This is a genomic window from Paenibacillus sp. GCM10023252, assembly GCF_042653305.1.
Taxonomy (GTDB): domain Bacteria; phylum Bacillota; class Bacilli; order Paenibacillales; family Paenibacillaceae; genus Pristimantibacillus.
Map to the genome: position 1 here is coordinate 181,127 of NZ_JBHSHW010000001.1, position 17,238 is coordinate 198,364.

Below are 17,238 nucleotides of genomic sequence, written 5' to 3' on the forward strand. Positions count from 1 at the left end.
CACCTCTGATAAAACATTATACCATAGGTGGATGAATGTTCCTACATGACGGAGGGCACAGCTTCATCATTCTTGCGGTGGAAGTCCGTACTGAATGACGGCACCTGGCGCATATTGCGGATTCAGATAATCATTGAGACTGCATTGCAGCAGCCTGACAACCTTAGCCATGCCTGGAGCTATCGGCTCCACCTGCATATGAACACCTTGAATCCACAGCTCCTGGTAAGGCTCTCGTTCATCATCCATTCCGTTCAATACAATCTCTAATGGCATTGCCGTATACAAGGTCATGAGAGGACAGCCTCCTTGCTCTGCTTCTTCTCCTCAATCAGACGGTTTAGTTCCTGCAGAGCTGCTCCTAAGCCTCCAATTGCATCAATTAGTCCATGCTTTACAGCATCGGCCCCAATGACGGTCGTGCCGATATCACGAGTGAGTTCTCCGGTCTTGAACATGAGCTCCTTGAACTTCTCCTCGGTTACGTTGGAATGAGAGGTAACGAATCGAACAACTCTCTCCTGCATTTTATCCAGATATTCGAAGGTCTGAGGAACTCCAATGACAAGTCCATTCAGCCGAATCGGATGTATAGTCATAGTTGCAGATTCAGCAATGAAGGACTTATTCCCTGATACAGCAATCGGTACCCCAATGGAGTGTCCGCCTCCCAGCACAAGGGTGACCGTCGGCTTCGTAAGGGAGCTAATCATCTCTGCAATCGCCAGCCCGGCTTCTACATCCCCTCCTACTGTATTCAGAACGATTAGAAGTCCCTCAATCTTCTGGTTCTGCTCGGCTGCCACTAACTGAGGGATGAGATGCTCATACTTCGTTGTCTTGTTCTGAGGAGGCAACACCAGATGACCTTCCACCTGTCCAATAATGGAGAGGCAGAAGATGTTGGACTCTGCTGTAGGAACGGTGGTCTGGCCTAGCTGCTGAATGGCTTCCATGACCGGATTAGCCTTCTTGTCCGTATTAGGGTCGGGCTGTTCACCTGTCACCTTCATCACGATAGCCGATTGTTGTATACTCACTTGAATCATGACCTCCTTAGGATAATAGGGCTCGTCATAGTATGAGGTGAACAATGGATATTATGCACCAAAAAAGAGGCTCATGAAGCCCCTTATCTATCTTCAGGGTCTTCATGAGCCTCTTAATGCTGGTGCTGTATAACTAGGTTGCGTTCAAACTATACTTCCATAATGATAGGCAGAATCATCGGACGGCGGCGAGTCTGCTCGTAGAGGAAACGTCCCAGAGCATCCTTCACATTCGTCTTCAGTGAAGCCCATTCATTCACCTTGTCGCTCATCAGCTTGTTAAGCGTAGATGTGACAATGCGGTTCGCTTCATCCAGCAATCCTTCGGACTCACGCACATAGACGAATCCTCTTGAGATGATGTCTGGACCTGACAAGATCGCTCCATCTTGCTTGCTGAGGGTAACGACTACGACGAGAATGCCGTCCTGGGAGAGAAGCTTACGATCTCTCAAGACGATATTGCCGACGTCACCTACACCAAGGCCATCGATAAGGACATTACCTGCCTGTACCTTGCCAGCCTTGCGTGCATTGCCATTCTGGAATTCGACGGTATCCCCGTTATCAATGACGAAGATGTTCTCCTTCTCAATGCCAACGGCTTCACCAAGCTGTGCATGCTGACGAAGCATACGATATTCGCCGTGAATCGGAATGAAGTACTTCGGACGAATGAGGTTAAGCATCAGCTTAAGCTCTTCCTGGCTGCCGTGACCGGATACGTGAACACCGGATACGGAACCTGGTCCGTAGATGACATGTGCACCTAGACGGAACAATTCGTCTACAGTACGGCCTACATAACGTTCATTACCTGGAATCGGAGTCGCAGCAATAATGACGGTATCTCCTGGCAGGATATCTACCTTCCGGTGAGTGGAGCGAGCCATACGCGTCAGCGCCGACATCGGCTCGCCTTGGCTGCCTGTGCAGAGGATCACTACGCGATCAGCGGCAAGCTTGTTCACTTCTTCAGGCTCTATAATCATGCCCTCAGGAATGTTGAGGTACCCTAGCTCTGATGCGATGCTAACGACATTAACCATACTGCGGCCAACGACAGCAATCTTGCGGCGAGTTGCTATCGATGCGTTAATAATCTGTTGAATTCGGTGTACATTAGACGCGAACGTTGCGACGACAACGCGTTGGGTGGACTTGCGGAAAATATCCTCGAGCTCTTCACCGACATTCGCCTCAGAAGGCGTATATCCGGCACGCTCTGCGTTCGTGCTGTCCGACAGTAGCGCAAGTACTCCGCGCTTGCCAATCTCAGCCATACGCTGCAGATCAGCATACTGTTCATTAACCGGTGTATGGTCGAACTTGAAGTCGCCCGTATGAACGACGGTTCCTTCCGGAGTGTCCAGGCATACGCCGACTGAATCCGGAATACTATGATTGGTGCGGAAGAAGCTGGCGCGAATCGAACCGAGCTGAACTTCCGAATCGACGTTAATTAGAATCCGCTTCGTCTCGCCGAGCAGCCCTGCTTCCTTCAGCTTGCTCTCGATTAGACCTAGCGTCAGCTTGGTGCCATATACCGGAACATTCAGATGCTTCAGTACATATGGCAATCCGCCGATGTGATCTTCATGGCCGTGAGTGATGAGAATCGCTCTAACCTTGTCCCTATTCTCTGTTAGATAAGAGATGTCCGGTATAACGATATCTATTCCCAGCATATCTTCTTCAGGGAACTTGAGCCCTGAATCGACAACAACAATATCGTTGCCGTATTGAATGACGTACATATTCTTACCGATCTCGCCTACGCCGCCCAATGCAAAGATTAGCAGCTTATCCTGGTTGTTCTTCTTCGACAAGTGTATCTATACCTCCTACTAGTTTCGTGAAGCAATTGCTTCGTAACATGTGTATTAGTCCGTCGGACGCCGCTCCTGACGGTTATTCATTCCTTCAACTTACATAAAATGCCGCACCCAGTCACTTGAACTCATTATACATGAAGAAAAAGATGGAACACAAGTGAAACCCATGAAAGGTATGTAACCGTTAGTTTTTCCCTAAAAAATAAAACCGATGCTGTACGCACCGGCTGCAGTCAATTAGATTGATCTACCCTTTATACCAGCTTGCTTATGAATGTCTTCTCTGATTCCGTTGCCTCTACGAGTGGAAGCCTTACTCCGCCAACACTCATACCCTTAAGCGTAAGTGCGTACTTCACCGCGACCGGATTCGGCACGGGATGAGGGCAGTTGAATAGACCTGAGAACACAGGGTAACACTCCCGGTGCAGTTCAGCAGCCTCTGCTACCTGGCCTCCCACATAAGCCTCAATCATACGCTTCATCTTCGTCCCAACAATGTGCGAAGCTACACTTACAACGCCATATGCCCCTACAGACAGTGCTGGCAGAGCAGAGCTGTCATCTCCGCTGTATACTCTGAATCCAGCTGGAGCACCAGTAATAATCTGAGTGAGCTGTTCCAGTGAGGCACAATCCTTCGTCGCAGCTACGTTAGGCAGCTCAGCCAGTCGGAGCGTGGTCTCTACGGACAGGTTCACCCCTGTTCTACCCTGAACATTATAGAGCATGACAGGCAGAGAAGTAGCTGCTGCAATAGCTGCGAAGTGCTGATAGAGTCCCTCTTGGCTTGGCTTGTTATAGTAAGGCGCAACCAGAAGTATGCCATCAACGCCGGCTTCCTCAGCCAATTGCGTCAGATGGATGGAATGGGCCGTATTGTTGCTTCCGGTTCCGGCAATAATTCGGCAGCGTCCAGCAGCACGCTCTACCGCATAGCGGAACAGCGCCAGCTTCTCATCATCAGACAATGTAGGTGATTCGCCTGTTGTTCCGCATACAACGAGACTGTCACTTTGCTGCTCGCCGATTAGATAGTCAATCATCTCTCCGGCTGCTGTCCAGTTAATCTGACCATCTCCATCGAACGGCGTAACCATCGCGGTTATAAGTCTCCCGAACTCCATAATTTATCCTCCTATAGTTTTTCCGTAGGAAAAACTGACTTCGTAAGCATTAGCTTTGTTTTTCCGTAGGAAAAACTGACTTCGTAAGCATAAGCTTGTTTTTCCGTAGGAAAAACTGACTTCGTAAGCATAAGCTTGTTTTTCCGTAGGAAAAACTGACTTCGTAAGCATAAGCTTGTTTTTCCGTAGGAAAAACTGACTTCGTAAGCATGCTGCGTCTATTTGTGGAGCTCGAACTTGTTGTGCAAGGCGCGCAATGCGCCAGCCATATCCTCTTGACGGACAAGCACCCAGATGGTCGTATTAGAGTCCGCCGATTGCAGAATCATGATTCCTTGCTCGGTTAACGCTTCAACGATACGGGCCATAATGCCAGGGACCCCGTTCATCCCTCCGCCTATGACGGATACCTTCGCACATCCGCGTACGGCATGCGGCTTGTATCCGATCTCATCCAGCACTTCCAACGCTCGCTCCGCATCGTGGTCGAACACCGTGTAAGCGGCTCCTCCAGGAGTAACATTAATGAAGTCGACGCTGATATGATGCTTGGCCATTGCCTGGAATACTTGCAGCTGGACATCGTTCTGACCATCCAGAGCATGAACGGATATCTGCGTAACCCCGCTCACATGAGCGATGCCGGTCACATGGCGGTCCTTCACTGCGGCGCTTAATCCGATAGGCTGAAGGTCCGTCACTAATGTACCCTCATCTTCAGAGAAGGTGGATCTGACGCGGAATGGAATTCGTGCTTGCTGGGCCACTTCCACAGCACGGGGATGGATAACCTTAGCACCCAGATGAGCCATGTTGCAGATCTCCGCATAGCTCACAATCGACAATGGACGCGCATCTTCAACTATTCGAGGATCAGCGGTCAGTATTCCGTTCACATCCGTGTAGATGTCAACCATCTCCGCATGCAGCGCGGCACCGATTGCCGTAGCCGATGTGTCACTGCCCCCACGTCCTAGTGTCGTTACATCGCCCTCTTCAGTTGCTCCTTGGAAGCCTGTAACGATGACTACCTTGCCTTCGCCCAGATGCTTAATAATGGGATCAGGTGCAATGGAAGTAATTCGTGCTTGGCCGAAGCCATGGTCCGTTCGAATGCCTGCTTGACCGCCAGTCAGTACGACAGTCGGAATGCCCCTGGCATGAAGCAGACTGCATAGAGTTGCAGCAGATATGATCTCACCGCAGCCTAGCAGCAAGTCTCTCTCCCGTGGCGGAATGACACCCCCGCTCTCCCGAACGAGCTCAAGCAGAGTATCCGTTGCATAGGGATCTCCGCTTCGACCCATAGCGGACACGACCACCACAATGTGATAGCCGTGTTCTTGTTCTCTAACGATATGTCTAATTACATGATTGCGAGCGTAGTCGGTAGACAATGAAGTGCCTCCGAACTTCTGAACCAGGATGCGCATACTATTCCTCCGTACCGATCCTTATGATGTCTGACTTGAAGCCTATTGGTAATTCTTCGGAGTATTATTGACCGATAGCGATGTATTCTGCGATCTGTACCGCGTTCCATGCTGCGCCCTTAAGCAGGTTGTCTGATACAATCCATAGATTAAGACCGCGCTCGGTACCTAGATCTCTTCTTAGTCTTCCTACGAATACATCAGGCTTGCCGGCTGCTTCTGTAGCCAGCGGATATTGCTGAGCTGCTGGATCATCTACAAGCGTAATGCCCGGAGCATTCGCCAAGAGCTGCTTGACATCTTCCAGATCGTAGTCATTTTTGAGTTCTACATAGACGGACTCCGAGTGACCGTATACGACTGGAATACGTACACAAGTAGCCGTTACTTGAATGGACTCATCGCCCATAATCTTCTTCGTCTCGCGAACCATCTTCATCTCTTCGAGCGTATAGCCGTTCTCTTGGAACTTGTCAATCTGCGGAATCGCGTTGAATGCAATCTGGTGCTTGACCGGCAACGAACCAACCGGAAGAATATCTGGGTTAACTGTATCACCGTCCAAGGAAGCACGGGTCTGGCGGAGCATCTCATCAATGGCGCGGCTTCCTGCCCCCGATACAGCTTGGTAAGTAGAGACAATTATCTTCGCAATGCCATACTTGTCTTGAAGAGGCTTAAGGGCTGCAACCATCTGAATAGTCGAACAATTCGGATTAGCAATCAGTCCCTTATGCTCGTTGATCTTCTCGATATTCACCTCTGGAACGACAAGGGGAGTCTCAGGGTCCATTCGGAAGGCGTTCGTATTGTCTATGCACACTGCTCCATGCGCTATCGCATGAGGTGCAAGCTCCTTCGTCACGTCGCCGCCTGCGCTGAACAAGGCGATCTCAACACCTCTGAAGCTGTCAGGAGTAGCCTCTTGTACGAGAACTTCCTTGCCTCTGAACGTTAGACGGGTGCCTGCCGACCTGGCGGAAGACAGCAGCTTCAACTCATTGATTGGGAATTCTCTAGACTCAAGCAGCTTAATAATCTGTTCCCCTACTGCACCTGTTGCGCCAACTACGGCAACGTTAAACAATTTCTGATTCGACATCTGTGTCGTCTCCCCTCCATGGATGAATAACCGCTTCCCTTCCCCCTTGGGAAAAAGTCTACGGACATTAATCAAATGCTATGTCCATATCTCATCTGTATAGCAAACAAATCGAAACGGTGACCGGCCAACAAGCGGCTAGTACCGTTTCGTATCCTTCAGCCCGTTAAATCAATAAAGGCTGCAGCTGCTTGCCTTGAAGAGCGGATTCGCATGTCTCCATGACTAGATCCATCTTCGCTACGAGTGAGTTCGGCTTCTGAACTGGATTGTCTTGGCCGAATGGAACGAAATAAATATGTTTAGCCACTAGCAGCTTAGCGATGTTCGCGGCATTCAAACCTAACCCGTCATTCGTGGAGATTGCGAGCACGACCGGCCTCCCGTTGCGCATCTGCGCCTTGGCCGCCATCAGCACTGCACTGTCAGTCATCGCATTCGCTAATCGGCTTGTCGTATTCCCCGTGCATGGGGCAATGACAAGAACATCGAGCAGCTTAGACGGACCAAGCGGCTCCGCCTCTACGATGGTAGAGATAATATCATTCCCCGTAATAGCCTTCAGCTGTGTCTGCCAATCCTCTGACTTCCCAAACCTTGTGTCTGTTGTCATAATTGTCTGCGTGACGATCGGCACTACACTAGCGCCTGCATCGACAAACCGCTGTATAAGAGGCATTACTTCTGCCAATGTGCAATGTGAACCTGATAAGGCGTAACCAACCGTACGTCCGGACCAATTCATATCCCATTCCCCCGCTCTGTCGAATCATCCAAAATCAACTGACATAGACATTCCGCTATGATACGTCCAGCTGTCTTGGGTGCTACGACACCGGGTAGACCGGGTGCGAGCATCGCCTTGATTCCCCGCTTCTCGGCGAACCTGAAATCGGTTCCGCCAGGCTTCGAAGCAAGGTCAATAATGACGGCACGCGAGGGTAAATTGGCGATAATTTGCGCTGTGACTATCATAGTCGGAATTGTGTTAAAAAGCAAGTCAATATTCCTTGCAAAAGAGACTAAATCCTTGATGTAGAAAGGCTTAAACCCCATCTCTAAGGCACGCGCAAAGTGCTCTGTACGTCGCACTCCGACGAGCACATTCGCTCCTAGACCTTGCAGAGTCCTAGCTAACGTAAAGCCGGTTCGGCCGAATCCGAGCACCATGCTGGCTGAGCCGTGAATCGTAATATCCGTGTTCTGAATCGCCATCATAAGGGCGCCTTCTGCAGTCGGAATGGAATTATAGATCGCTACATCATCCCGGTCGAATAATTCAATGAGCTCAATCTGTTCATTGTTGCACAATTGCCGCAGATAAGGCTTAGCCATGCCGGCATATACCTTGCAATGCTTAGGCAAGCGCTTGATATGCTCCTCTGTCAGCTTCAGCTCACGGTCACTGAACACAGCTGGTATAAGTCCCGTATCATCGGTGCCGACAGCTGGCAACAAGAGTGCATCAATAGCATCGAACAGGGTAGGTTCCAGTTCAGCCTTAATCGCGCCGTCAAGCGGCGAATGTAATCCTTCGAATCCAACAACCGTCACGGTTGCGTCCAGCTCTGTGAGCTTCCGAATGACCTCTAGCTGTCTTGCGTCTCCGCCGAGCAGCAAGATCTGAACTCCTGTAAGCATGAAGGGTCTCACTCCTTTCTGCACCTCGATAACAACATCTTATGCCCCAGCCCAGATGAGGGTGAATAGGAAGATACAAAAAAGGACGACTAGCCCGCCTAAACGGGTTAATCGTCCTAAGTAAAACATTACACACCTGTATGACCGAATCCGCCAGCTCCGCGAACGGTATCAGGAAGCTCACTGCTCTCCTTAATGGATACGGCAGGAACGACCTGGAACACCATCTGCGCAATTCGCTCACCGCGCTCAATCGTGAACGGCTCTTGCCCCAGATTCACGAGCAGCACCTTCACCTCGCCGCGATAATCGGCATCAATCGTTCCCGGGGTATTCAAGCAAGTAATTCCATGCTTGTAAGCGAGGCCGCTGCGAGGTCTAATCTGCGCTTCAAGCTCCGCAGGCATCGCCATCGCGAAGCCTGTCGGGATTAGCTTCCGCTCCCCTGGAGCAAGGACAACTGGCGCAGGTACAGCCGCTTGCAGATCGAAGCCTGCAGCCCATTCCGACATTCGTGCAGGCAGCGCCAGCTCCTCATTGCCTTCTAGCCGCTTAAATAATACTTGATACAAATCGGTCCCTCCCTAATTGTGATGCAGCCTTATCCGTGGAACCGACCATCGCGACAGCGAACGGAACGGAGAGCAGCCTCTTCGTTACCTCTTGAACATCGTTCATCGAGACATTGCTAATTCGCTGCAACAGCTCATCAAGCGTATAATGGCGTCCGAGCATGAGTTCATTCTTGCCAAGCCGATTCATTCGGCTCGATGTGCTCTCCAAGCTGAGAATAAGGCTTCCCTTCAGCTGTTCCTTGCCGCGGTGGAGCTCCTCTTCACTCAATCCCATCACAGACAGCTCGCCAAGCTGCTCCATCGTTAGATCGAGCACCTCCTTCGTCAGCTTCGGAGCCGTGCCCGCATAGACGGTGAACAAGCCCGAATCAGCATAGGAGGTATGATAGGAATAGACAGAGTAAGCAAGTCCCCGCTTCTCTCTAATCTCCTGGAACAATCGGGAGCTCATCCCTCCGCCAAGCGCATTATTAAGGAGAATCATAGCGTAGATCTGCGGGTCTGTTATAGAGCAGCCAGGGAAGGACAGGCAGATATGGTTTTGTTCGGTTTTTTTCTTATAGAAAATATAATCGCCTTGGAACTCCGGCTTCTCGATCTCCTGCTCCTTGCCCTTGTTCGAGAACCTGCCGAAGTGCTCCTCTAACAGAGCGAGCAGCTTGCTCTCTTCCACATTGCCGGCGACGCTGATGACGGTCTGGTCAATGCCGTAGCGATCTCCCATATAACGTCGCAGAGTATCCGAATCCATGGCAGTGAGCCGCTCCTCCAATCCTAGTATGGAGTAAGCGAGCGGGTGATTGCCGAACGCCGCGCGGGAAGCCTCGTCATGAACCTTGTCATCGGGAGTGTCTTCATACATGGAGATCTCCTCCAAGATGACGTTCTTCTCCTTCGCCAGCTCTTCTGCATCCAGCTGAGACTCGAAGAACATGTCTGCAAGTGCATCAACCGCAATCGGAAGATGCTCGTCAAGCACCTTGGCGAAGTAACATGTATACTCCTTCGCTGTGAAGGCATTGACGTTGCCGCCGATACCGTCGAACAGATCTGCAATATCCTTCGCCGTGTGGCGCTTCGTCCCCTTGAATAACATATGTTCAATGAAGTGAGAGATTCCGTTGTTCTCCGGCGTCTCGTTCCGCGAGCCGGTCTTCACCCATATACCGAAGGATACGGATCGTACAGTAGGTATGTATTCCACGACAACACGCAGTCCGTTGCTTAATGTATATTTGTTCAAATGTATGTCCTCCTAGACTACGAATGAGACTCCATAGTAGTGTAACAAAATTAAGGTCGCCCCTCAACCGAAGGGGTCACTCTGTCAGAAGAGAGCGTGCTCGTAACGGTGTCAATGGCGTAGCCTCTGCTTCTAGCAGCCGCAATCATTCCCGGCAGAGCATCTCGCGAGGAAGCTGTTGGATGCATGAGGATAAGTGCGCCGGGCTCAAGCTTAGCCTTAATCTTGCTCACAATTGAGCTTGGCGTCGGCTTCATCCAATCGACCGTATCGATCGTCCATAGGACGGTCTTAAGCCCTAACTGGGACGCTACCTGAACCGTCATTAGATTATAGTCGCCAGATGGCGGAGCGAACCACTTATTGTTCACCTCCAGCTTCTCCTTCAGCAGATTCTCGGTCTTCGCAATCTGCGCATAAGCAGCCTGACGGCCAAGCTGGCTCATATTGGGATGGGAATAGGCATGATTGGACAGTTCGTGTCCTTGCGCCTTAATTTTCTTCGCTAACTCTACGTTATTCTTGAGCCAAGTCCCATCCAGGAAGAAGGTGGACTTGACCTTCTCACGATCGAGCGTCTCCAGTATGGCCTCAAGGTACTCATTGCCCCAAGCTACGTTAATCATGATTGCCACCATCGGCTTGTTCTCGTTGCCGCGATAGATCGGCTGCGGTCCAAGCTGATCAAGGCCTATCTTAGGGGGGATCTGCTTATAGTAGTAGATCAACGGCTCGGATGACGGTGATTCAGCCGCTTGCTGTACAGTCTTCTCCATATCAAGCTCCAGCCCATTATAGCCTGGGATAGCCTTCCATACACGATCAACGCGCGCATCTACGGGCGGGATGTTACGCTCGTTGGCTACAGCGGTTAGATGCTCCCTGAGCTTAGCTTCATCCCATCGTTCAGCGTTCGCACTCTGAACTTGATCCGTAATGCCAGCCGTCTTCGTCTGCTTCAGGAACGTCAAGTAATTCGTCATTCCACTATTGGTCTGTACAAGAGTCAGCAACAGAATCATACAGCCGATTGCTGCAGCTGCTATTCTCATTCTTCTCACCGTATCCGTCCCCCCTAAGGCATAAGCCACCTCATCAGCTGTCCCTAACACAACACTTGCTCCATCCTATGAGGGGTTGGACGAGTTTATGATGACATGCCAAAAAAGAGTCAGACAGAATCTGGCTCTCTTAAGAAACGGACTTATGGGACTTCGTCGTGTACGATAAAGTTATTGTGCAGGTACTTGAGGAGCTAGTGTTGCCTTGCGGGATAGATTGACGCGGCCTTGCTGATCGATCTCAGTTACCTTGACTGTAATCTGATCGCCAACGTTCACGACATCCTCCACCTTAGCTACACGTTCATTCGCCAGCTGGGAGACGTGAACCAAGCCTTCCTTGCCAGGCAGAATCTCAACGAATGCGCCGAACTTCTCTACACGCTTCACTGTACCGAGGTATACTTCGCCAACAACTACTTCCTTGACGATTCCTTCGATAATGCTCTTCGCCTTCTGATTCATCTCTTCGTTCGAAGAGGCGATGAACACCATACCATCCTGCTCGATATCAATCTTAACGCCGGTCTCTTCAATAATCTTATTGATGATCTTACCGCCGGCACCAATGACATCACGAATCTTATCCGGATTAATGCGCATCGTCAGAATCTTAGGCGCATATTGCGATAGGCTTGTACGAGGAGACGACATCGCTTCGGTCATCTTGCCAAGTATATGCATGCGGCCTTCGCGGGCCTGTTCAAGCGCCTGGCTCAGAATGCTGCGATCGATGCCATCGATCTTAATGTCCATCTGAATCGCTGTTACGCCTTCAGCTGTACCGGCAACCTTGAAGTCCATATCGCCTAGATGGTCTTCCATCCCTTGAATGTCGGACAGAATCGAGAAGTGTTCGCCGTCCTTAATCAGACCCATCGCGATACCAGCAACTGGCGCCTTGATCGGCACCCCGGCATCCATCATCGCAAGTGTGCTTGCGCATATACTTGCTTGGGATGTCGATCCGTTCGACTCCAGCACTTCGGATACCAGACGAATCGTGTAAGGGAAGTCCGCCTCGGATGGAATAACCTTGGACAGAGCACGCTCGCCTAGTGCGCCATGACCAATCTCACGGCGTCCTGGCGGACGAAGAGGTCTAGCCTCACCTACGCTGAACGGCGGGAAGTTGTAATGATGCATGAAGCGCTTGGATTCCTCGAGGTCAATGCCATCGAGAATCTGAACATCGCCTAGTGCTCCTAGAGTACAGATGCTGAGAGCTTGTGTCTGACCGCGTGTGAACAAGCCGGAGCCGTGCGTTCTTGGCAGCAGAGCTACGTCGCACTCAATTGGACGAATCTCCTCTGGCGCCCGTCCATCCGGACGAACCTTGTCATGCGTAATGAGTCGACGCACTTCTTCTTTCACGATATCATAGAGCACTTCCTTCACGTCAGAGAGAAGCTCAGGAGTATCTACATATTGCACTTCGAAGTGTGCGACGGCTTCGCTGTTCACAGCATCAATGGCTTCTTGGCGAGCATGCTTCTCTGGAATACGAATGGCTTCAACCAGTCTAGCAGATGCGAATGCCCGAACTGCTGCATTCACCTGCTCGTCTACCGCATGAAGCTTCACTTCCATCTTCGGCTTGCCGGCAAGCTGCTGCAGCTCCTCTATCTTCGCAACGATATTCTTAATCTCATCATGACCGAACATGATCGCTTCAAGCATGACATCTTCCGGCACTTCGTTCGCTTCCGCTTCTACCATCATGATGGCATCCTTCGTTCCGGCAACGACGACGAAGATATCGGTCTTCGCTTCCTGTTCCACAGTCGGGTTAACGATGAATTGGCCATCAATCCGGCCAACACTTACGCCGCCGATAGGACCGTTGAATGGAACATCAGAGATGGACAGCGCCGCAGACGTACCAACCATAGCAGCGATATCCGGAGGACAATCCTGGTCTACGCTTAGAACCAGGTTAACGATCTGAATATCGTTACGGAAGCCTTCTGGGAAGAGAGGACGGATCGGACGATCTGTCAATCGGCTCGCCAGTATAGCCTTCTGGCTTGGACGGCCTTCACGCTTGATGAATCCACCTGGAATCTTACCTACTGCGTAGAGACGCTCTTCGTAATTCACCGTTAATGGGAAGAAGTCGAGATCCTTCGGGCCGGATGAAGCGGTGACGGTACACAAAATAACGGTATCGCCGTAACGTACCGTAACTGCTGCATTAGCTTGCTTTGCAAGTCTGCCTGTCTCAATCGTGAGCGGCCTGCCTCCAAGCATCATTTGAACTTGTTGCAATCGGGTTCCCTCCTTAGGGGTATGTATTTCACAGATTTGAACCTATCCGAACGATAACCATCGGTATATTACAAAAAGCAACCTGATATTGCCACACCGGTAATTCCCGGGCGGCAAGACAACCAGGTTGCTTCTCGTGACGCGTCTGTTATCGGCGAAGACCGAGCTTCTCAATCAATGCGCTGTAACGTCGTACATCCTTGTTCTTCAGGTATGCTAGCAACTTACGACGCTGACCTACCATCTTAAGAAGACCGCGACGGGAATGATGATCCTTCTTGTGCTCCCGAAGATGTTGTGTCAAGTTAACAATGTTCTCCGTAAGGATAGCAACTTGAACTTCTGGTGACCCTGTGTCACTCGCGTGTGTCTTATGAGTGTCAATCAACTCGTGCTTGCGTTCTTGTGTAATAGCCATCCTAGTTCACCTCCTATTCAATAATCGCCGTTAGCCTCGCCATCGCCAAGTGAGAGCGAAGGGCCAAGCTAAGGTTAAGTGCTTCATGCTTCAAGAGCAATTCACAACGCTTGTAAGTATACCATATCCCGAAGTCTAAAGTAAACTCTTATGTTCCTGTCCTACTCAATTCCGAACTGACGCTTCGCTGTTGCAGCATCCACGCCAATCTGCTCGATGAGCTCATGCACGGAGCCGAACTTCTGTTCAGGACGAAGGAATGACAGGAACTGCACACGAACCTCATGACCATATAGATCCCCATCATAATTGAACAAGTGTGCCTCCATGACGGGTTGTACACCACCTTGCTTGAACGTTGGCTTATTCCCGTGATTCAACACCCCGTAATGCCAAGCTCCTTCATAATGTACTCTGACCGCATAGACGCCAAGCCTCGGAATGACATAGGAATGAGACAAGTCCAGATTAGCGGTAGGGAAGCCGATCGTACGCCCTCTCCCGTCGCCATGAACGACTGTCCCGATGACTTCGTAAGGCCGGCCAAGCAGATCCGCTGCCAGCGTCACTTGCCCTTCACTCAGAGCTTGACGAACATACGTGGAGCTGACCTTCGTTCCCTTGTCGCATAACGGCTCAACAATCGTAACCTGAAGGTCGGGGTACCCCAGCTCACGAAGAGCTTCCGGAGTGCCTTGACCTTGATAGCCGAAGGTGAAGTCGAAGCCTACAACGACCTGCTTCGCTCCAAGCGGACGAAGAACCTCATCTACGAATTGCTTGGGCGTCACAGCCGCGAAGGACAAGTCGAAGCGTACGACGTATACCATATCCACGCCAAGCGCGGCGAAGAGCTCCAACTTCTCCTCCAGTGGTGTTAAGCAGGTGAAGTAATGCTCGCCTCGGGCAAGCACTTCACGGGGGTGAGGGTGAAAGGTCATCACCGCAGACTGCATGCCGCCCGCCTTCGCTGCCTTAACCGCCTCGCCGATTACGTTCTGATGGCCCCGGTGGACGCCGTCGAAGTAACCGATCGCCAGCGACAGGGCATGATCCGATGAGCTGCGCTCGGATAGGTCTTCTATAGGATAAGATAGTGAGATGATCTCCATCCATAACACCTGCATTTCATTGTTATTGAATCCCTAAGACGTCCATCTATGAGGACTGACCGGCGAACACCTTAACCGGTCTCAGAACAGATGAGTCGGCATCCTGCTCATAGATTCCGATGAACCGCCCCGATTCATTATATACGGTGACAAGATTGTTATCATGCGCTTCAGATTGAGCTTCAGCTTGAACTTCAGCTTCGGCTTCGGCTTGAACTCGGCCAAGTACGTCCGTATGGATACGGTCATAAGGGAGCTTCTGCCCCTGAAGTGCAGCCTTCTCAAGTCCTTCGTTAATCTCAACCCGCTTCAGATGGGATAGCGCACTGTCCGCAGGAAGAAGCTTGCTCTCCATCTCCCTTGCAGCCGCCAGTTCAGCAATCTGCTCAAGCGTCAAGCAATCCTTCTCGGTGAAGCCGCCAGACATCGTCCTAGTGAGACCTGCCATGGCGGAAGGAACTCCTAGAGCCTTGCCGATATCCACACATAACGTTCGGATATATGTACCCTTGGAGCATACCGCTGTGAAGGTTATCGTTGGACGAGGCTGGTTCAGCTGCATGTCCAGCAATTCTATCTCATAGATCGTTACCCGGCGCGACTTCCTCTCCACGGTAACCCCTTCCCTTGCCAATTCATACAGCCGCTTGCCGTCTACCTTCACGGCTGAGAACATAGGAGGAACCTGGTCAATCTCGCCCACGAAGCTGCGAAGAGCCTGGTGAATATCTTCTTCAGTCAGCGTAACCTGAGCTGCTTCTTCGATGATGTTGCCTGTCGTATCCTCCGTATCTGTAGCCACTCCGAATTGAAGAACGGCTCGATAGGCCTTCGGTCGATCTTGCAAGTACTCGACAACGCGGGTTGATCGGCCGATGCAGAGCGGGAGCACTCCCGTGACCATAGGATCAAGTGTACCCGCATGTCCGATCCGCTTCGTGCGCAGGATGCCCCGCACCTTGGCCACGACATCATGAGAGGTCCAGCCTGCCGGCTTCCATACCGCTAATATACCATCCATTCGTTTAATTCAACGCCTTTCTAACCGCTCCAACAATATGCTCTATTGCATCAGGTATCGGTCCGTTCATTCGGAGACCGGCTGCTCTTACATGACCGCCTCCGCCGAATGACTGGGCAACAGCAGCGACATCGGCAGCTCCTGCTGAACGAAGGCTGACCTTCACCGAGCCGTCCTCGGTCTCCTTGAGCAGAATGCCAACTTCAACTCCATCAATATTCAAGGCGTAGTTGACAAGCCCTTCCAGGTCTTCGGGAACAGCCCCAGTCTCCTTCATATCATCCTTAGCCACGTATAGCCAGCCAATTCTCTGATCCTCTGAGAAGGTTAATCGGGATAGGCCTCGACCGAGCAGCTTCAGCTTAGCCATCGTCATCTTCTCTAGCAGGTGATCTGCAATTCGATGACCCGATACTCCAAGCGCTAGCATGCGAGAAGCGATCTCCATCACATGCGGTGTCGTATTGGAGTAACGGAAGCCCCCCGTGTCGGTCAACAACCCGGTGTAGATGGCCGTTGCACAGTCCAGATCGAGCGGAATCTGAGCCCTCTCTATGAGATCATATAAGATCTCTACAGTAGCTGCTGCGTCCGAACGGATGACGTTAACGAGACCGAATCCGTCATTCGTAGGATGATGATCGATGTTAAGCAGCTTCGCATGCGGGGCGAAGCAACCGGCAACGTCACCAATCCTGCGGAAGTCTGCACAATCCACTGTAATAACATGAGTGAATAACTCCGAAGGCGGAGTCAGCTTGTAATTAATAATAGTAGAGTAAGTATATAAATAGCTTAACCTCGAAGGCGCCTCGCCTTCATTCATAAGTACCGCTTGCTTCCCAAGCTTAGAAAGCAGCCAGCCGACAACGGATGTGGAGCTTATCGCGTCGCCGTCTGGCTGTACATGGGATACTACGAGAAATTGTTCGCCCTCTTGAAGGAAGGCTAGCGCGTCATCCAACTGCTGATGATAGGCAGCGACTTCCGTCATGAAGGAACATTCCCGTCATTAATACGATCCAATAATGATTCAATTCGGCTGCCGTACTCAATGCTGCTGTCGAACTTGAACAACAGCACTGGTGTGTGGCGTAGTCTCATACGCTTGCCCAGCTCGGAACGGATGAATCCCGTTCCTCTGGCCAGCGCCTTTAGTGTCTCTTCCTTCTGCTCATCGCTGCCAAGCACACTTAGATATACCTTCGCTTGCGACAAGTCATTTGTTACCTCAACACCGGTCACCGTAATGAAGCCGATGCGCGGATCCTTCAGTTCGGAACTGATAATTTGGCTGAGCTCTTTTTTAATCTGCTCGCCTACCCGGCCCACGCGGATTTTTGCCATATGTTG

The 17,238-nt window shown here is 51.0% G+C and carries 17 protein-coding genes; all 17 read right to left on the reverse strand.

Going from position 1 to position 17,238, the window contains the following annotated elements; genetic code table 11:
- Nucleotides 1-66: 66 nt before the first annotated feature.
- On the reverse strand, nucleotides 67-294 hold the full coding sequence (locus tag ACFO9Q_RS00870) for a YlzJ-like family protein (RefSeq protein ID WP_379177676.1): 228 nt from the start codon (nucleotides 292-294) through the stop codon (nucleotides 67-69).
- Nucleotides 291-1,013, reverse strand: coding sequence for a ClpP family protease (locus ACFO9Q_RS00875; protein WP_379178020.1), 723 nt, complete (start codon nucleotides 1,011-1,013; stop codon nucleotides 291-293). Before ACFO9Q_RS00875 ends, ACFO9Q_RS00870 begins: the two co-directional genes overlap by 4 nt.
- Nucleotides 1,014-1,198: 185 nt before the next feature.
- On the reverse strand, nucleotides 1,199-2,878 hold the full coding sequence (locus ACFO9Q_RS00880; RefSeq protein WP_379177678.1) for a ribonuclease J: 1,680 nt from the start codon (nucleotides 2,876-2,878) through the stop codon (nucleotides 1,199-1,201).
- A 260-nt stretch (nucleotides 2,879-3,138) separates the two neighbouring features.
- Nucleotides 3,139-4,011 (reverse strand): 4-hydroxy-tetrahydrodipicolinate synthase, encoded by an 873-nt coding sequence (gene dapA / locus ACFO9Q_RS00885; RefSeq protein ID WP_379177680.1) that lies wholly within the window; start codon nucleotides 4,009-4,011, stop codon nucleotides 3,139-3,141.
- Between the two features lie 218 nt (nucleotides 4,012-4,229).
- Complete coding sequence (gene dapG, locus ACFO9Q_RS00890; RefSeq protein ID WP_379177683.1) at nucleotides 4,230-5,444, reverse strand: aspartate kinase; 1,215 nt, start codon at nucleotides 5,442-5,444, stop codon at nucleotides 4,230-4,232.
- Between the two features lie 64 nt (nucleotides 5,445-5,508).
- A complete protein-coding gene (locus ACFO9Q_RS00895; protein ID WP_379177685.1) occupies nucleotides 5,509-6,546 on the reverse strand; it encodes an aspartate-semialdehyde dehydrogenase in 1,038 nt (345 codons plus the stop codon).
- A gap of 166 nt (nucleotides 6,547-6,712) precedes the next feature.
- The gene (locus tag ACFO9Q_RS00900; RefSeq protein ID WP_379177687.1) at nucleotides 6,713-7,291 is read right to left on the reverse strand and encodes a dipicolinate synthase subunit B; all 579 of its coding nucleotides are present in this window, start codon (nucleotides 7,289-7,291) and stop codon (nucleotides 6,713-6,715) included.
- Nucleotides 7,288-8,187: a dipicolinate synthase subunit DpsA gene (dpsA, locus tag ACFO9Q_RS00905; protein ID WP_379177689.1), complete on the reverse strand. Its 900-nt coding sequence runs from the start codon at nucleotides 8,185-8,187 to the stop codon at nucleotides 7,288-7,290. The genes ACFO9Q_RS00900 and dpsA overlap by 4 nt, the downstream gene beginning before the upstream one ends.
- A 128-nt stretch (nucleotides 8,188-8,315) precedes the next feature.
- Complete coding sequence (gene dut / locus ACFO9Q_RS00910) at nucleotides 8,316-8,759, reverse strand: dUTP diphosphatase (RefSeq protein ID WP_379177691.1); 444 nt, start codon at nucleotides 8,757-8,759, stop codon at nucleotides 8,316-8,318.
- Nucleotides 8,740-10,005, reverse strand: a complete 1,266-nt coding sequence (locus ACFO9Q_RS00915) for a M16 family metallopeptidase (RefSeq protein WP_379177694.1) — start codon at nucleotides 10,003-10,005, stop codon at nucleotides 8,740-8,742. Before ACFO9Q_RS00915 ends, dut begins: the two co-directional genes overlap by 20 nt.
- 50 nt (nucleotides 10,006-10,055) lie before the next feature.
- Nucleotides 10,056-11,057 carry a polysaccharide deacetylase family protein gene (locus ACFO9Q_RS00920; RefSeq protein WP_379178022.1) on the reverse strand — a complete coding sequence of 334 codons (1,002 nt, stop codon included), beginning with the start codon at nucleotides 11,055-11,057 and terminating at the stop codon, nucleotides 10,056-10,058.
- 180 nt (nucleotides 11,058-11,237) lie between these two features.
- Nucleotides 11,238-13,319 carry a polyribonucleotide nucleotidyltransferase gene (gene pnp, locus ACFO9Q_RS00925; protein WP_379178024.1) on the reverse strand — a complete coding sequence of 694 codons (2,082 nt, stop codon included), beginning with the start codon at nucleotides 13,317-13,319 and terminating at the stop codon, nucleotides 11,238-11,240.
- 163 nt (nucleotides 13,320-13,482) lie between these two features.
- Nucleotides 13,483-13,752 carry a 30S ribosomal protein S15 gene (gene rpsO / locus ACFO9Q_RS00930; protein ID WP_197933845.1) on the reverse strand — a complete coding sequence of 90 codons (270 nt, stop codon included), beginning with the start codon at nucleotides 13,750-13,752 and terminating at the stop codon, nucleotides 13,483-13,485.
- Between the two features lie 161 nt (nucleotides 13,753-13,913).
- A complete protein-coding gene (locus ACFO9Q_RS00935; protein ID WP_379177696.1) occupies nucleotides 13,914-14,864 on the reverse strand; it encodes a bifunctional riboflavin kinase/FAD synthetase in 951 nt (316 codons plus the stop codon).
- A gap of 46 nt (nucleotides 14,865-14,910) precedes the next feature.
- On the reverse strand, nucleotides 14,911-15,885 hold the full coding sequence (gene truB, locus ACFO9Q_RS00940) for a tRNA pseudouridine(55) synthase TruB (protein ID WP_379177698.1): 975 nt from the start codon (nucleotides 15,883-15,885) through the stop codon (nucleotides 14,911-14,913).
- Between the two features lie 4 nt (nucleotides 15,886-15,889).
- Nucleotides 15,890-16,879, reverse strand: a complete 990-nt coding sequence (locus ACFO9Q_RS00945) for a DHH family phosphoesterase (protein ID WP_379177700.1) — start codon at nucleotides 16,877-16,879, stop codon at nucleotides 15,890-15,892.
- Nucleotides 16,876-17,232 carry a 30S ribosome-binding factor RbfA gene (gene rbfA / locus ACFO9Q_RS00950; protein ID WP_379177702.1) on the reverse strand — a complete coding sequence of 119 codons (357 nt, stop codon included), beginning with the start codon at nucleotides 17,230-17,232 and terminating at the stop codon, nucleotides 16,876-16,878. The genes ACFO9Q_RS00945 and rbfA overlap by 4 nt, the downstream gene beginning before the upstream one ends.
- Nucleotides 17,233-17,238 lie beyond the last annotated feature (6 nt).

Excerpts from the sequence above, each read along its gene's own strand:
- ACFO9Q_RS00870 (WP_379177676.1), bottom strand. The coding sequence starts at position 294 with ATGACCTTGTATACGGCAATGCCATTAGAGATTGTATTGAACGGAATG.
- ACFO9Q_RS00875 (WP_379178020.1), bottom strand. The coding sequence starts at position 1,013 with ATGAAGGTGACAGGTGAACAGCCCGACCCTAATACGGACAAGAAGGCT.
- dapA (WP_379177680.1), bottom strand. The coding sequence starts at position 4,011 with ATGGAGTTCGGGAGACTTATAACCGCGATGGTTACGCCGTTCGATGGA.
- dapG (WP_379177683.1), bottom strand. The coding sequence starts at position 5,444 with ATGCGCATCCTGGTTCAGAAGTTCGGAGGCACTTCATTGTCTACCGAC.
- ACFO9Q_RS00895 (WP_379177685.1), bottom strand. The coding sequence starts at position 6,546 with ATGTCGAATCAGAAATTGTTTAACGTTGCCGTAGTTGGCGCAACAGGT.
- ACFO9Q_RS00900 (WP_379177687.1), bottom strand. The coding sequence starts at position 7,291 with ATGAATTGGTCCGGACGTACGGTTGGTTACGCCTTATCAGGTTCACAT.
- dpsA (WP_379177689.1), bottom strand. The coding sequence starts at position 8,187 with ATGCTTACAGGAGTTCAGATCTTGCTGCTCGGCGGAGACGCAAGACAG.
- ACFO9Q_RS00920 (WP_379178022.1), bottom strand. The coding sequence starts at position 11,057 with ATGAGAATAGCAGCTGCAGCAATCGGCTGTATGATTCTGTTGCTGACT.
- pnp (WP_379178024.1), bottom strand. The coding sequence starts at position 13,319 with ATGATGCTTGGAGGCAGGCCGCTCACGATTGAGACAGGCAGACTTGCA.
- rpsO (WP_197933845.1), bottom strand. The coding sequence starts at position 13,752 with ATGGCTATTACACAAGAACGCAAGCACGAGTTGATTGACACTCATAAG.
- ACFO9Q_RS00935 (WP_379177696.1), bottom strand. The coding sequence starts at position 14,864 with ATGGAGATCATCTCACTATCTTATCCTATAGAAGACCTATCCGAGCGC.
- truB (WP_379177698.1), bottom strand. The coding sequence starts at position 15,885 with ATGGATGGTATATTAGCGGTATGGAAGCCGGCAGGCTGGACCTCTCAT.
- ACFO9Q_RS00945 (WP_379177700.1), bottom strand. The coding sequence starts at position 16,879 with ATGACGGAAGTCGCTGCCTATCATCAGCAGTTGGATGACGCGCTAGCC.
- rbfA (WP_379177702.1), bottom strand. The coding sequence starts at position 17,232 with ATGGCAAAAATCCGCGTGGGCCGGGTAGGCGAGCAGATTAAAAAAGAG.